Annotated in this window: 13 protein-coding genes; 2 read left to right on the top strand and 11 right to left on the bottom strand. The window is 63.6% G+C overall.

Features of this window, described 5'->3' with window-relative positions; genetic code table 11:
* Window positions 1–58 precede the first annotated feature (58 nt).
* The 6 genes from EMQ25_RS03875 to EMQ25_RS03850 all read right to left on the bottom strand — a co-directional run bounded on the left by EMQ25_RS03875 (window position 59) and on the right by EMQ25_RS03850 (window position 7,760).
* Entirely contained in the window at window positions 59–1,777 is a 1,719-nt protein-coding gene (locus EMQ25_RS03875; RefSeq protein ID WP_127187220.1) for a pentapeptide repeat-containing protein, read from the bottom strand.
* Window positions 1,778–1,862: 85 nt separating this feature from the next.
* Window positions 1,863–4,052, bottom strand: a complete 2,190-nt coding sequence (locus tag EMQ25_RS03870) for an FdhF/YdeP family oxidoreductase (RefSeq protein WP_244606456.1) — start codon at window positions 4,050–4,052, stop codon at window positions 1,863–1,865.
* A gap of 125 nt (window positions 4,053–4,177) precedes the next feature.
* Window positions 4,178–5,182 (bottom strand): TRAP transporter substrate-binding protein, encoded by a 1,005-nt coding sequence (locus tag EMQ25_RS03865; RefSeq protein WP_127187219.1) that lies wholly within the window; start codon window positions 5,180–5,182, stop codon window positions 4,178–4,180.
* A gap of 57 nt (window positions 5,183–5,239) precedes the next feature.
* Complete coding sequence (locus EMQ25_RS03860; RefSeq protein ID WP_127187218.1) at window positions 5,240–6,520, bottom strand: TRAP transporter large permease; 1,281 nt, start codon at window positions 6,518–6,520, stop codon at window positions 5,240–5,242.
* Window positions 6,517–7,053 carry a TRAP transporter small permease gene (locus EMQ25_RS03855; RefSeq protein WP_127187217.1) on the bottom strand — a complete coding sequence of 179 codons (537 nt, stop codon included), beginning with the start codon at window positions 7,051–7,053 and terminating at the stop codon, window positions 6,517–6,519. The genes EMQ25_RS03860 and EMQ25_RS03855 overlap by 4 nt, the downstream gene beginning before the upstream one ends.
* Window positions 7,050–7,760, bottom strand: a complete 711-nt coding sequence (locus EMQ25_RS03850) for a FadR/GntR family transcriptional regulator (RefSeq protein WP_127187216.1) — start codon at window positions 7,758–7,760, stop codon at window positions 7,050–7,052. The genes EMQ25_RS03855 and EMQ25_RS03850 overlap by 4 nt, the downstream gene beginning before the upstream one ends.
* A 134-nt stretch (window positions 7,761–7,894) precedes the next feature.
* Here EMQ25_RS03850 and EMQ25_RS03845 point away from each other — a divergent pair, with 134 nt between their 5' ends.
* Window positions 7,895–8,431, top strand: a complete 537-nt coding sequence (locus tag EMQ25_RS03845; protein WP_127187215.1) for a superoxide dismutase family protein — start codon at window positions 7,895–7,897, stop codon at window positions 8,429–8,431.
* A gap of 45 nt (window positions 8,432–8,476) precedes the next feature.
* On the opposite strand, the gene EMQ25_RS03840 is transcribed toward EMQ25_RS03845, so the two are convergent.
* The 5 genes from EMQ25_RS03840 to EMQ25_RS03820 form a co-directional block, all read right to left on the bottom strand.
* Window positions 8,477–9,295: an ABC transporter permease gene (locus tag EMQ25_RS03840; RefSeq protein ID WP_127187214.1), complete on the bottom strand. Its 819-nt coding sequence runs from the start codon at window positions 9,293–9,295 to the stop codon at window positions 8,477–8,479.
* Entirely contained in the window at window positions 9,292–10,047 is a 756-nt protein-coding gene (locus EMQ25_RS03835; protein WP_127187338.1) for an ABC transporter ATP-binding protein, read from the bottom strand. The genes EMQ25_RS03840 and EMQ25_RS03835 overlap by 4 nt, the downstream gene beginning before the upstream one ends.
* A gap of 84 nt (window positions 10,048–10,131) precedes the next feature.
* Window positions 10,132–11,169: an ABC transporter substrate-binding protein gene (locus EMQ25_RS03830; RefSeq protein WP_127187213.1), complete on the bottom strand. Its 1,038-nt coding sequence runs from the start codon at window positions 11,167–11,169 to the stop codon at window positions 10,132–10,134.
* Window positions 11,170–11,375: 206 nt separating this feature from the next.
* The gene (locus EMQ25_RS17970) at window positions 11,376–12,257 is read right to left on the bottom strand and encodes a hypothetical protein (RefSeq protein WP_158625946.1); all 882 of its coding nucleotides are present in this window, start codon (window positions 12,255–12,257) and stop codon (window positions 11,376–11,378) included.
* 339 nt (window positions 12,258–12,596) lie between these two features.
* Window positions 12,597–13,196 (bottom strand): hypothetical protein, encoded by a 600-nt coding sequence (locus tag EMQ25_RS03820; RefSeq protein ID WP_127187211.1) that lies wholly within the window; start codon window positions 13,194–13,196, stop codon window positions 12,597–12,599.
* A 514-nt stretch (window positions 13,197–13,710) separates the two neighbouring features.
* Between EMQ25_RS03820 and urtA the strand changes: the two genes are divergently transcribed.
* The gene (gene urtA / locus EMQ25_RS03815; protein WP_127187210.1) at window positions 13,711–15,021 is read left to right on the top strand and encodes an urea ABC transporter substrate-binding protein; all 1,311 of its coding nucleotides are present in this window, start codon (window positions 13,711–13,713) and stop codon (window positions 15,019–15,021) included.
* Window positions 15,022–15,049: the final 28 nt, after the last annotated feature.

Below are 15,049 nucleotides of genomic sequence, written 5' to 3'. Positions count from 1 at the left end.
TGGTATGTAGGCCAAGAGGCCGCCCGGGGCAACAGCCGCCGACCGCCCCGCACGGGGTCTATTCGAAAGGCCCGAGCCGCCGCACGCGGTAGGTCTGGGTGTCGACGAGCACCCCGGCCAGACGCGAAATGCCGAAGAAATTGGGGTGCGTTGGGAGGATTTCGTCGCCCACGGGATCAAGCCCGAAGAGATCCCGCCGGAAGGTCCCTTCGGCCGCCTGTTCGGCGAGCCCATCGAGAAAACCAGGCTCGAACACCACCGCACCGTCGAAATCGACATTGGTGAGGTCGGCCCCGCTGAAATCGTTGCGATGCAGGATCGCGTTGCGGAAGGTCGCCGTCGCAAGGGTGGCGATGGAAAAGTCTGTTTCGGCTATGAGCGCCCGGTCGAAATCGGCTGCAATCATTACCGAAGCGATGAACGCGCTGCGCTCGATCTGCGCCTCGGCAAAATCGCTGCCGATCAGTCGGCCCGGCCAGTAAGGCAGGCTCGGATGCGGGCCGAAGGGCAGCGCCACCTCCTCATTGGCGATGCTGGAGAAATCGGTGCCGGCGATCCGTGCGCTGCGCCAGCGGGAATGGTCGAGATAGGCGCCCCTCAGGTCGAGGTTCACGATCTCGCGGCGCGACAGATCGGAATAGCGCATCATTGCGTGACGCAGCGACATGTCCCGCAGGGCCGGGATGCGGACTTCGGCAAACGAAAAATCGGCGCCGCTATGGCTCAGCACTTCGGTATCGGCGACCCCGGCATTGTAGAGCATGGCAAGGATCTGGCCGCGCTCGGGGCTGACGATACGATCGACCAGCGGATCGTCGCGCTGGCTTGGCAGCATGCCGCCATACTGGGCCGCGCGCTCGGACATGATCAGGTCGAACCTCTGCCGGGTCTCGGTGAGATCGGTCCGGCGCCCGAAGGCGAGCGCGGAGATTTCGTCGTCGCTCAGCCCTTCGAGCGGATTGCCGAGATAGCGATAGGGCCGCGCCGCGGTCGTCGCCGCGATGATCCGCCCGCGCAGGGCGTCGCCGAGGTCCGCGGACGAAAACCGGAAGGGCGTCGCCAGCTGCGCTCCGACCGCGGCGACGCTGGCATCGGGGTCGTCGGCATCGATCTGTGGCGGACGGGCAGCGGCCACCTGCTCGGCCAAGGCCGCGCCGATGGCGAGGATTTCCGGGACGATCGAAGTCGAGCGCTGCGCTTCGCCGAGCTGGATCTGCGCATCAAGCAGCACGGTCTGCTCGTTGAGTCGCATGGTCTGCTCGCGCATCAGGTCGCTCTGGATGCGCAGGAGCTGGTTCTGCTGGAAAAGTAGCGCCGAGCCCGCCAGCGCCGCGATCACCGCGACGAACCCGGTGACTGCGGCGATGATCCAGCGGCGCGTGGCGATCCAGGCATATCGGGCAGCGACGAACCGGGCGAGATCACCGGCGACCCGACTTGCCTCGGCGACCTCGCCGCCGGCAGCGAGGCGGACGACCTCGCCCATGGGCTGCGCCATCCGCTCGAGCTCGACTTCGGCATGCCCGAAGACGCGCTGCCATATCGGGCGGCGGAAGGCGAGGATCAGGACGCTGACGATGACGACAAGGAAGAGGAGCCCGATCAGCAGCGCGAACGCGGTAGCGGCGTGCTGGACGAGGATGTCGAACCCGAATATGGCGATCGGGAACCCCGTCAGGAGCCCCAGAACAAAAACGAGCAGCGGAATGCCGAAGCTCGGGCTGAAGAAATGGCCGAGCCAGCGGAACCGGCCCGCCCTGCCCGTCTCGTCGGTCATGCCGTCTTCTGCCACGCCAGCCCCCTCGCGATTAAGGAGTCTTACGCCAGATTGCCCGGGTGCGGAATGCCTCGAACGGGGCGGATCACTCGATCCAGACCGGGATCGATTTGAAGGCCGGCGTCCGGCTGCGCGGATCCACGGATCGGCCGGCGAGCACGTTCGCTTCGGGGTAATAGGCCATGGCGCTGCCGCGGGGCAGATCAAAGCCGTGAACGGTCGCCTGCATGCGCCCGGTATCGGAGGCGAGCGTCACGCGCTGGCCCGGCGACAGGCCGAAGGCCGCCATATCCTCGAGGTTCAAAAAGAGCGCGTCGCGTCCGGCATTGCCGCGATAGCTGTCCTTTTCCTCGTAGATCATGGTGTTGAACTGGCCCTCGCTACGCACGGTCGCCAGGTGAAGCGCGCGCGCCTTCCGGGGAACGTCCAGCACCGGCATCGGAACGACGCTCAGATGCGCCTTGCCGTCATCGGTATTGAAGCGCGGCGCGTGCATCACACGGTTGGCGATATGGAACTCCCTTTTGGCGACATCGATGGAGGCCAGCTGCTCCATGCCCGGCACGATCCGCGAAATGGCGTCCCGGACCGTCGAGTGCTCGCGGAAGGCGCCGAAGCGGATGGCGCTGTCGGGCAAAAGGCGCTGAGCGAGGTCACACAGGATATGGCTTTCGGGCCGCACATTGGCGAGCCGGGTGATGCCGCCATCGGAGAGGCGCACGAAGTTGAACATCGATTCCTGCGTGGTGGGCTGCCATTCCTCGTCGCGCGCGGTCACCGGCAGGATCAGCACCTCGCCATCACCCAGCCCGTGGACATGCCCGCGATTGAGCGTCGTGGTCAGGAAAAGCTTGAAGCCGATGGCCCCCATTGCCCGGTCCGCGAATGCGGTGTCGGGCGTCGCACCCCAGAGATTGCCACCCATCATCACCGCCGCATCGATCTGCCCGGCGGCTGCAGCCTCGAGGCCGGCCATGGTGTCGAAGCCCTTCTCGCGCGGCAGGGCAATGCCGAGGGCCTCTTCCATGCGCGCGAAGATCTCGGCCGAGACCACCGGTTTGACGCCGATGGTGCCGATCCCCTGCACGTTTGAGTGGCCGCGCAGCGGCAGGAGGCCGGCAAAGGGCTTGCCGATCATGCCGCGCAGGATCGCGAGGCTCGCGATCGCCTCGACGTTCTCCACCCCGTGCAGGTGATGGGTCATCCCCATGCCCCAGGCGAAGACGACGTTTTCGTGGGCCCCGTACCGGGCCGCGACCTCGCGAATGCGCGCTTCGGGGACGCCGGATGCAGCGACGATCTCAGACCAGGAGAGCGCCTCGAGATCGGCCCGGAAGTCACCGACCCCGGTGGCGTGGTTGGTGAGGAATGCCTCATCGACGAGACCGGCTTCGAAGAGCGCCTTGGCGATGCCCTTGAAGAGCGCGATGTCCCCGCCGATGCGGGGCTGCACGTAGAGCGAGGCAATGTCGGTGCCGCCCTTGAGCATGGAGGACGGGCTCTTGGGCACCGCGAACTTGACGAGCCCCGGCTCGCGGGCGGGATTGATGACGATCACCTCGCCGCCCCGATCACGGCAGGCCTTCAGCATGTGGATGAAGCGGGGGTGGTTCGAGGAGGGATTGGCGCCGATGACGAAGATCAGGCCGGCGCCGGTCAGATCCTCGAGCTCCACCGTCGCGGTGCCGGTGCCGATCGTGCTGGCGAGGCCCTCGCTCGTCGCCTGATGGCAGTAATAGGAGCAGTTGTTGACATTGTTGGTGCCGAAGGCCCGTGCGAGCAGCTGGAAAATGAAGCCGGCCTCGTTCGAGGATCGTCCCGACGCGTAGAAGAAACTCCTCGCGGGGCCGGCGGCGCGCAGGCGCTCGGCGGCACGATCGAGCGCGAAATCCCAGTCGACCGGACGCAGCCGATCCGAGCCGGGCGCTCGGTAGAGCGGGGTATCGAGGCGCCCCAGATGCTCCATCTCCCTGCCGGTCAGTTCGCGTAAATCACCAAGCGTGTGCTCGAAGACTTCGAGCGGGATCGCCGGCTGGATGTCGGTCGATTGGGCCTGCACCGACTTGTTGCAGACCGAGGGAAACTCGCCGAGCTCGTTGGTCATGCCGCCATTCTGGCCGCCCATGCCGTAGGCGCAGGCCTTGCAGGTGTTCTTGCTGGTCAGCGCCTTGGCAGCCTTTCCAAGCCCCATGCGCCGCACGGTATCGAGCGTGTAGAGCACCTTCTTGGGCCCTCCGCCGACGATGTTCCGGGGCATTTCTGTGCTGGCTGGCATGGGCAGATTCCTCCTCCTGGGCAGAATAGCCGCCCGCGGCGCCGGCGTCAGCGCCTCGGACAGTAAAAATGCGAAGGGCGGCGAGCCGAAGCCCGCCGCCCTTCATCAGTGCGTTCAGCCGGAGCTTACTGCGCGCGCAGCTCGGCCAGTGCGGCCTGCATGCGCTCGACGACCTCCACACCGATCTCTTCGGCATGGCGCTCGTAGACGACCTGGGCCTTCTCGACCATGCGGGCCTGCTCTTCAGGCGAGATCTCGTTGATCTGCATGCCAGCTTCGCGGACGCGGGCGAGCGACTCGCTTGCAAGCGCGCGACCAGCTGCACGCTGGGCGTCACGGCCGACCACGGCGCAATCGCTCATCGCGGTCTGCTCGTCTTCCGACAGGGTATCCCAGATCGGCTTGGAGAAGAGCACCATGAACGGGGTGTAGGCATGGTTGGTGACCGACAGGTAGTCCTGCACTTCGTAGAACTGCGAGGTGTCGATGGTCACGAACGGGTTTTCCTGCGCGTCGATCGCGCGGGTCTCGAGTGCAGAGAACACTTCGCCGAAGGCCATCGGGGTCGCGTTGGCGCCCATGTTGGCAAAGGTGTCGAGGAAGATGTTGTTCTGCATCACGCGGACCTTGAGGCCCTCGAAATCTTCCCACTTCTCGACCGGACCACGCGAGTTGGTCAGGTTGCGGAAGCCGTTCTCCCAATAGGCGAGGTTCACGAGGCCGAACTCAGGCAGCAGGCCGGCGATGTAGTCGCCGAACTCGCCATCGAGGATCGCGTCGGCTTCCTGCTCGTTGGAAAATAGGAAGGGCAGGTCGAACACACCGAGCGCCGGCACGATGCCAACGAGCGGCGAGGACGAGGTGATGACCATCTCGAGCGTGCCCGAGCGCAGCGACTGGGTGGCCTGCAGGTCACCGCCGAGGGCGTTGCCCCAGAAGGCGTTGAGCTTCAGCGCGCCGCCGGTGCGCTCGTCGAGGCAGGCCTGCATGGCGCGCACGCCGTCGCCGACCGGGTGGTCTTCGTTGATGCCGTTCGACACGCGGAAGGTGCGGTCCTGATACTGGGCCATCACCGGGGTGACGCTGAGGGCCAGGGCGGCGGTCAGCAGGGTCAGAGTACCGAGTTTCATATAGCTTCTCCCTTGAAGTTCTTGGTTTGGCAGTCGGGTTTCTCGCACACCCCGCCGCTAGCCGCGCAGCCAGCGGAGCGGGGTGAGCACGAGCTCGGGGAACAGGATGAGCAGCACGAGCACCGCGATATGGGCGAGCAGGAACGGCAGCACGCCGCCGATCACCTTGCCCATCGGCACGCGGGCGACGCCGCTCACCACGTTGAGAACGATACCCACCGGCGGGGTGATGAGCCCGATGCAGGTGGTCATGACGAACAGCACGCCGAAATAGACCGGATCGATGCCCGCCTGCCGGATGATCGGCATGAGCACGGGCGAGAGGATCAGGATGGTCGGCGCCAGGTCGAGGGCGGTGCCCACGACCAGGACCAGCGCGATGATCGCGAACAGCAGCAGCGTCGGATTGTCGATGAGCGGCCGGATCAGATTGCCCACTTCGCCCGGAATGTTGGCGCTGGTGATGAGCCAGGCCGAGACCAGCGCCGAGGCGACGAGGAACATGACGACAGACGTCGTCTTGGCCGCGCGCAGCAGCACGAAGTAGAGGTCCGCGATCTTGAGTTCGCGGTAGATAAAGAGGCCGACGAAGAGCGCATAGGCCGCAGCAACGACGGCCGCCTCGGTCGGGGTGAAGACACCGAACCGGATGCCGCCGAGGATGATGACGGGCATGAGCAGCGCCCAGCCGGCATCGGCAGTTGCCTTGAGCCTTGCCGGCCAGTCCTGCCGCGGCAGGGTGGCGACCTTGTCGCGACGGGCGATGAACTGCCAGACGACCAGCAGCCCGAGACCCATGATGATGCCCGGGGTGATACCCGCGAGGAAGAGCTGGGTGATCGAGACATTGGCCGCGACGCCGAAGATGATGAAGGCGATCGAGGGCGGGATGACCGGGGCGATGATGCCGCCGGCAGCGATGAGGCCGGCCGAGCGCGGAACGTTGTAGCCGGCGTCGCGCATCATCGGAATGAGGATGGCCGCGAGTGCCGCGCTATCGGCCGCGGCAGAACCGGAAAGCGACGCCATGATGATGGCGGCGACAATCGCCACGATGCCGAGGCCGCCACGCAAATGGCCGACGAAGGAGATCGCGAAATTGATGATGCGCTTGGAGAGTCCGCCCTGGTTCATCAGCTCGCCGGCGAGCAGGAAGAACGGAATGGCCAGAAGCGTGAAGGTATTGGCGCCCTCGATCATGTTCTGGGCGAGGATTTGCGGGTTGAAGATGCCCATGAAGGACATCAGGACGATGCCCGTGAACATCAGCGCGAAGGCGACGGGCAGCCCGATGGCCATCGACCCCAGGAGCGAGGCGAGGAAGACGAGAATGATCATTCGGAGCGCCCCACAAGCTGGCTGTCGTCGTCATATTCGCCGGCGAACTGGCGCAGCTCGGCTTCGCTGACGGTATTGGTGAGCACCCGGAAGAGGCGCACCGCGGCGATGATGCCGATGCCGACTGCGGCGAAATAGGTGACGCCGAAGACGTAGATCATCGGCATGCGGCTGACCGGCGCGATGACGCTGGCATTGATCGGCTGCTGCAGCCAGGTGCCCCAGAACAGGATGACCGCGCACATGATGATGAGGGCGTTGGTGAGCGCCATGCAGATCATCCGCCCGCGCCGGCCGAACATGCGCACCAGCGTCTCGACGCCCAGATGGCCGTTTTCCTTGAAGGTCACGACCGCGCCGATGAAGGTCAGCCAGACAAAGAAGAAGCGCGACATCTCCTCGGAGATCGCGAGACCCGAATTGAATCCGTAGCGCATGACCACATTGGCGAAGACCATGACCGCCATGCTGGCCAGCAGCAGGACGAGTATGACCTCGATACCTCGTGTGAGGTAATCGATTCCCTTTTTCATTCGGGGCAGCCTCCCATTTCAGACAGGATAGACAGAATATCGTCTCTTGCCGACTCAATTAGCTTGCGAAGAGCCGCTTCGGTTCTTGCCGGCGCGCGGTCGGCAATGGCGTCGAGAACGTCCTTATGCATGGGGAGCGAACCCCGTGCCGTGTCCATGCTCAAGACCGAGAGATCGAACGACACGCGCAGGGCGTTGCCCATCATCGGGACAAGCTGGGCGATGAACTGGTTCTTTGTGCCGAGCATGATGCATTTGTGAAAATCGAGGTCGGCCTGCTTGTAGTCCCCCTCGCCGTCAACGGCCGCAGCCATGCGCACATAGGCGCCGGACAGGGCATCGAGGGGAAAGGCGGGATTTTCGGCAGCAAGCGGGCCGGCCATGGTTTCGATGCCGATGCGGAACCGCATCAGATCGTCTACGAACCGGCGGTCGGGACCGAGCGCGAGCCGCCAGTCCAGCACCTGCTCGTCGAACAGGCTCCAGTTCTCCATCGGCTGGACTTCGGTGCCATGGCGGCGGCGCACCACCACCATTCCCTTGGCAACGAGCGTCCGCATAGCCTCGCGCACCACCGTGCGACTGACCTCTAACTCCTCCCCGATCTCGTCCTCACGCGGCAGAACTGAATGCGCCGCGTATCGCCCCGAAAGGAGCCATCCGGCAATCGCATCCACGGCGGCCGCGTGCCGTGTCCTCATCCCCATTCAAAAATCATACATATGATTTATGGGGCCGTAAAGCGGGCTTGTATGGTTGTCCGCACAGGCTTGTCAACGTCCCGGAACCCTCAGTCCACGGGCCCGTTGGCATGGAACGCACCGGAATAAGGAGCTTCCAGATGACCAAGAAACTGCTCGCAACTGCAGCGCTCTGCACGCTTTTGACCGCCCCGGCACTCGCTCAGGAGAGCCCGCAGGCGGTCGCCACCTTCCTCAATATCGAGGGGCAAACGATCGGAACGGTCGAACTCACCGAGGACGAGAACGGCGTCCGCATTTTCGGGGATGTGACGGGCCTGCCGGGGGGCGGGACGCACGGCTTTCACATTCACGAAACCGGCGACTGCGACCCAACCACCGACTTCGAAAGCGCAGGAGACCACTTCAATCCAGGCGGAGAGGCGCATGGCTTCGAACATGCCGAAGGTCATCACGCCGGGGATATCGAAAACCAGATCGCCAGCGCCGACGGCACAATCGAGATTGACGTCACCGTGGATAGCGTGACCCTCGGCGAGGGCGAGACGAGCGTCTTTGACGAAGACGGTTCTGCGCTCGTGCTCCACGCCGACGCCGATGACTATATCAGCCAGCCGGCGGGCGCTTCGGGCGACCGCATTGCCTGTGCGGTCATCGAAGCTGCGCCGACCGAGTGATTGGACGGCCATGGCGAAGGGCTGACAACGCCCTTCGCCATTTCGCTATTGCGACATCGTCGAGCGATGCGCCCAGCCCGTCATCCGCTTTTCCACCCAGGCCATCAGCGCATACATAGCGATGCCCTCGATCGCGAGCATCAGAAGGCCGGCAAACACCAGCGGCACGTTGAACTGGCTCTGCGCCGACGCCATCATGTTGCCGAGCCCATTGTTGGAGGCCACCGTTTCGGAGACGACCGAGCCCACAAAGGCGAGCGTAATCGCCACTTTCAGCGACCCGAAGAAATAGGGCATCGAGCGCGGAATACCCACCTTCAGCATGATGTCGAGCTTTTTGGCGCCGAGCGCCCGCAGCACGTCCTCGGTTTCGGGCTCGATTGTCGCGAGCCCGGTCGCGACGTTCACGACGATGGGGAAGAACGAGATCAGGAATGCGGTCAGCACCGCCGGAACGGTGCCGATACCGAACCAGATGACGAGAATAGGCACCAGCGCGACCTTGGGGATCGCATTGAACCCCACCATCAGCGGATAGAGCCCGGCATAGATCGAGCGCGACCATCCAACGAAAAGGCCGAGAGCCAGCCCCGCGACAACCGCGATGCCGAAGCCGAGCGTCGTCGTATAAAGCGTCTGCAGCGAGTTCTTCCAGATGGGCGACCAGTACTGGACGATTGCGCCGAAGACCACGGTCGGTGCGGGCAGGATGGTGTGCGAAATGCCCGAGAGGCGCACCCCAAGTTCCCACAGGGCAAAAAGGCCGAGCGTATAGAGCCAGGGCGCGAGCCTCAGCCAGGGCATGCGGAAGGCGGGGCGCGGCGGCGTGCCGGCGACCGCGGAATTTTCGACCATGGCGCTCATGCTGCGACCCTCGCCTCGGCAATTTCCGAACGCAGGCCCTGCACCATCTCGTTGAAGGCGGGCTCGTACATAACCGAGAGTTCCCGCGGCCGCGCGAAAGGCACGTGATGCTCGGCAAGTATACGGCCCGGGCGCGCGCTCATCACGAAGATCTGGTCGGCGAGAAAGACGGCCTCGCGCAGGTCATGGGTCACGAGAATGATCGTGACGTCGCTGGCTGCGTGCAGGTCGCGGATCACGCACCAGAGTTCCTCTCGGGTGAAGGCATCGAGCGCCCCGAAAGGCTCGTCGAGCATCAGGAGTTCGGGTTCATGGATGAGCGCCCGGCAGAGATTGGCACGCTGCTGCATGCCTCCCGAGAGCTGCCAAGGATATTTGTCCCCGAACCCCTTGAGCCCCACCGTCTCGAGCAGCGCCTCTGCCTTGGCGACATAGTCCTTCTTGTGCTTGCGCAGCCGATGGCGGTGCTTCTCGACGATTTCGAGCGGCAGCAGAATGTTGTCGAGGGTGGTCCGCCAGGGGAGCATGGTGGGGTTCTGAAAGGCCATGCCGACAATCGAAACCGGCTCCGTCACCTGGCGCCCGGCGACGCTGACATTGCCTGCCTGGGGAATATGAAGTCCGGTGACGAGCTTCATCAGCGTGGATTTTCCGCACCCCGAAGGCCCGACGACCGCGGCAAAGGCGCCACGCTCCACCTTCATGTCGAGGCCGGAGACCGCAAGCGTCCCCCCTGCCCCGCCATACCGCATGTCGACGCGCTCGATCTCGACGAGAGCCATACCCACCTCCATCCGTGAGGGGCCGGGCGCGCGCAGGCGCCCGGCCCGTTTGCATCAGGGCAGCATGCGCTCTTCGGCGGGCGGCAGGAAGCTGTCGTCAAAGACATCCTCTGCCGTCACATTGCCCTGCAGGCCCATCGAGATGCCGAGCGTCTCGATGGACGCAGCGAGGCGATCCGGATCGATGCCGCCGAAGCCGTTCTCGACGACATACGGGGTCTTGATGTTCATGGCATTCGCCATTTCGAGCCGCTCGGTTTCGATCTCGAGGTTGAGCGTCTCGTTGCGCGCCAGCACGGCTGCCGCGCCCGCAGCAGGATCGGCGACGGCGTCGGCAAAGCCCTTGGCAAGCGCCCGCAGCACGCCCTGCACCGCCTCGGGGTTCTCCGCGGCGAAATCGGTGTTCACGAGGATGGCGTTGCCATAGAGGTTAAGCCCGTTCTCGGCCATGAGGATCGTGGCGATATCCTCGTCGGGCACGCCATTGGCCTTGAGGTTCAGAATCACCGAAAAGGCAAAACCAAACACCGCATCGACATCGCCCTGGGCGAGCATGGGCTCGCGCACGGGAAAGCCGATGCTTTCAATGGTGATCTCGGAGGTATCGATGCCAGCGGCCTCGACGAAGGCCGGCCATTGGGCGAATGCACCGTCCGGCGGCGGGGCGCCGAGCGTTTTGCCTTCGAGCGAAGCCGGATCTTCGGTGACCCCGAGGGACTTGCGGCCGACGACCGCGAAGGTGGGCCGCTCGTAGACCATCATCACGGCCTTGACGTTTTGGGTCGGGTCCTCATCAAGGAATTTGATCAGCGAGTTGATGTCGCCAAAACCCATATTGTAGGCGCCAGTCGCGACACGCGGGATGGCCTCGACCGACCCGTTGCCGGTGTCGATTGTGACGTTGAGCCCCTCTTCGGCGAAATAGCCATTGTCCTCGGCAAGCAGGAAACCGGCGGCCGGCCCCTCGAAGCGCCAGTCGAGCGTGAAGCGGATATCCGTCGTCTGGGCGAGTGCGGGCGATGTCAGTCCGGTCGCCACAAGAAGCGCCGCGAGCGTGCCGGCGCCTGCCATTAGGTGTCTGCGATTGAGCATGTGAGCCTTCCCTGTTGCAGTTTCGGGCTCCATCCAAAGCCCAGCCGCAATGGACTGGCAAGCGGTTTTTGCTCACGATGAGGGCAGAACGGAGATATGCACAATCTGTATGCGCCATGCTCACGAACAAGGCGCCTTTCTGCACAACACGTATCCAAGCAAAAGGCGCGGGACAGAGCCCGCGCCTTTTTCGTCTGTCGGCCCGATCAGTAGGTGTAGACCACCAGCTGATTGCCCTGCTGCTGCACGGCGAACACATTGCTCGCATTCTGACCGCTGCGGCTGAGATAGGCCGAGATCAGCGGGTCGGACGCCACTGCGGCGTGAAGCTGGCCGAGCTGGCCCGAAACCGAGGCCTGCACGCGGTTCTTCACGTCGCGACAGACGCGAACCGGGACGAGCTGAACATCGCGGGCCCGGGCCCATCCGTTGAGCGTATTGCGGCTGAGGCTGGACGCCGCGATGATGTTGACGAGGCGCTGCCCATCCTCGCCGCGGCACGCCACCGCGCCGGGCATGAAGCCGCCACCGCCGCCACCGCCACCACCGACGCCGGGACCACCAGGACCACCGGGGCCGCCCGGGCCGCCGGGTCCACCAGGGCCGCCAGGACCACCGGGGCCGCGCAGCCCGCCGAGGCCGAGACTGACCTCGAGGTTCAAAAGCTGATCGCCGCGGAGGACGCCGAGATCGACGCGCCCTACACTTCTGTTGCCGCGATTGAGAACACGCACATCGCCATCGACGAGCGCATCGCCGCCGACGCGCACATTGCCGTTGAGCAACGATCCACCGCCGGACCCACCTCCGCCCGAACCGCCTACATTCAGATCGACATTGGCGATCGGATTGGACCCACCACCACTGCCGCCGCCACTATTGGGCAGCACATCTACCGTTCCGCCGCCTGAACCACCGACATTCACGGCACCGCCGCTACCGCCGAGATTGACGACACCACCATCCCCGCCCAGGTTCACCAATCCTCCCGAGCCACCATTACTGATCAATTGTGCCGAAGCCGGACCGGCCGCAAAGGCCGTCGCTGCCATCAGCATCGCCACTAGCATCGTTCTTGAGCGCTTCATTATGCCTCTCCTGTCTTAGCGTCACTGCACAGCATGATTACGCTGCATGCAAAGCAACGCACGACAGACGTGAAAGGGTTCTTGCTCTTCTACACAGTACAAACCGTTACGTAACGAAAATTGTTGGACTCGAGATAGATTGAAATTGAATTTTCAGAGCATTAGACGGCAATGCTACATATATGTCCGAACATGTTTTTGTACGTGTTCGTACATAGCATTTCAGGCACAAAAAAAGGCGCGGAACCGAAGTTCCGCGCCTCCCGGTGTCGACCAAAAGGGAGCGTCAGCCCTTTTGACCTCTACCGAACCCTGATCTGCCCGAGGGCAGAGAATTGGTTACGAACGGTCGCTCGTGTAGATCGTCAGGTTTCCGTCCTGCGAATTGTGGACGGCAATCACGTCCGACACGTCGACATTGTTGGAGTTGAGCAAATTGCTCAGCGTCTCGTTGCCGTTAATGCTGTCCTGAAGCGCCGTAATGTTGCTGGCGTTCCCATTGAGGGAGTCGTTGAGCGCATTGGCATCAAAATCATTGAAGGCGCTCCCGACGTCGACAAGGCGGACGCCGCGGATGCCGGAGATGTCGCCGACGCTGTTGTCGAGATTGCCTGCGTTGAGGTTGTTGAGGAAATCGCCGAAGCTGCCGATGTCAGACACGCCGCCGACATTGCCCACATCTCCGACCGCGGTGTCCCCACCGACATTGCCGCCGTCCACATTGCCACTACCGGTGATGCCGCCGACGGTGTCGCTCACGGTGGTGCCGATGTCGCCACCCGTCACACCGGTTGTCACGTCATTGACGGTGTCGCTGACCGTACCCGTCACATCGTTGAGCACCCCACCAAGTCCGCCCGAGTTATTCTGGGCCAGAGCGGGCGTTGCAACGAGTGCAACCATAAGTGCTGCGATCGAAATGCCACTAGTCGTCTTCATTATTCTTCTCCGTATAGACTTCTTATTGTTCGACGCTTTGTAATTCGACGCTTTTTCATGGTGAACCGTGCTGGTTCGGGGGGTTAACGGGAGGTTGCGCGGAACGGTTCCGGGTGTTCCGATCACAAACGCCATTTGTGATCGGGGCCTGCATCGCGCCGTTCCAATCGCCAGAAACGACAAACCCCGCGTCGACTGGCGACGCGGGGCCGAGGTGTTGGTGCAAACACGCTCTGCCGGATCGAAATCCGGAATTTCGATCTAGCATGCGCACAGGCGTCGCGAAACCGCTTCTGCGAGACAGGCGCGTCGCCTAAGTTTTCGGCAGCGCTCGTTCGAACTGCTCATCACGTAATCAGAATGACTGCTGACGCTGCAACCGAGCTGGCCCACTCCTTCTGTACGCGCCCACATACTTCCCATTTGAATCAAGCGATTAACGATGGCGCCCAAGCACTGGCATGGGCTTTGCAATTCTCCCGGCGGTGCAAACAACGAACTGTCGGAGGTAAATATGACAGGAGTACACCGCAATCTGGCCCGCCTGGGCCTCGGGGTGGCAATGACGATGGGGGCGCTTTCTGCCGTGCCCGCATTCGCGCAGGACGAGGGGCCGATCAAGGTCGGCATCCTGCATTCGCTGTCGGGGACGATGGCGATCTCGGAAACCACGCTGCGCGACGTGATGCTGATGCTCATCGAGCAGCAGAACGCCAAGGGCGGCATTCTCGGGCGCCAGATCGAGCCGGTGGTGGTCGACACCGCTTCGGACTGGCCGCTGGCTGCTGAACTGGCGCGTCGCCTGATCGAGGTCGACGAAGTCGATGCCGTCTTCGGCTGCTGGACCTCGGTCTGCCGCAAGTCCGTGCTGCCGGTCTTCGAGGAACTGAATTCCCTGCTCTTCTACCCCGTCCAGTACGAGGGCGAGGAGAGCCAGCGCAATGTCTTCTACACCGGCGCCTCGCCCAACCAGCAGGCCATCCCCGCCGTCGACTATCTGATGGATGAAGAGGGCGTGGAACGCTGGGTGCTCGCGGGTACCGACTATGTCTATCCCCAGACGACCAATCTGATCCTCGAGCAGTACCTGCTCGATGCCGGCATCGCGCAGGAAGACATCCTGATCAACTACACCCCGTTCGGCCATTCCGACTGGCAGACCATCGTCTCCGACATCGTTGCCTTCGGCTCGGAAGGCAAGAAGACCGCCGTCGTTTCCACCATCAATGGCGACGCGAACGTGCCCTTCTACCGCGAACTCGCCAACCAGGGCGTCGCGGCCGAGGACATCCCGGTCGTTGCCTTCTCGGTGGGCGAGGAAGAGCTCTCGGGCTTCGACACCACCCCGCTCGTCGGGCACCTGGCGGCCTGGAACTACTTCATGTCCGTCGACACTCCGGAGAATGCGGAGTTCATCGAGGCCTGGCAGAGCTTCATCGGCTCGACCGACCGGGTGACCAATGACCCGATGGAAGCCCACTATATCGGCTTCAACATGTGGGTCGCCGCAGTCGAAGCGGCCGGCACCACCGACCCCGATGCGGTCATCGACGCCATCGTCGGCGTGGAAGTCCCGAACCTCACCGGCGGCGTCGCGACCATGCTCCCCAACCACCACATCACCAAGCCCGTGCTGATCGGCGAAATCCAGGACGACGGCCAGTTCTTCGTCGTGTGGGAGACCGAGGATCTCGTTCCGGGCGACGCCTGGAGCGACTTCCTGCCCGAATCCGCCGTTCTCGAGGCCGATTGGACCGCCCCGATCAATTGCGGCAACTACAACACGCAGACCCAGACCTGCGGCGGTTCGACCGTCACGCCCTGATCACAGAGCTCCTCCCGAGCCAGCAGGG

This window comes from Arsenicitalea aurantiaca (genome assembly GCF_003994485.1).
Lineage (GTDB): Bacteria > Pseudomonadota > Alphaproteobacteria > Rhizobiales > Devosiaceae > Arsenicitalea > Arsenicitalea aurantiaca.
This window is presented reverse-complemented; position numbering and strand designations above follow the sequence as displayed.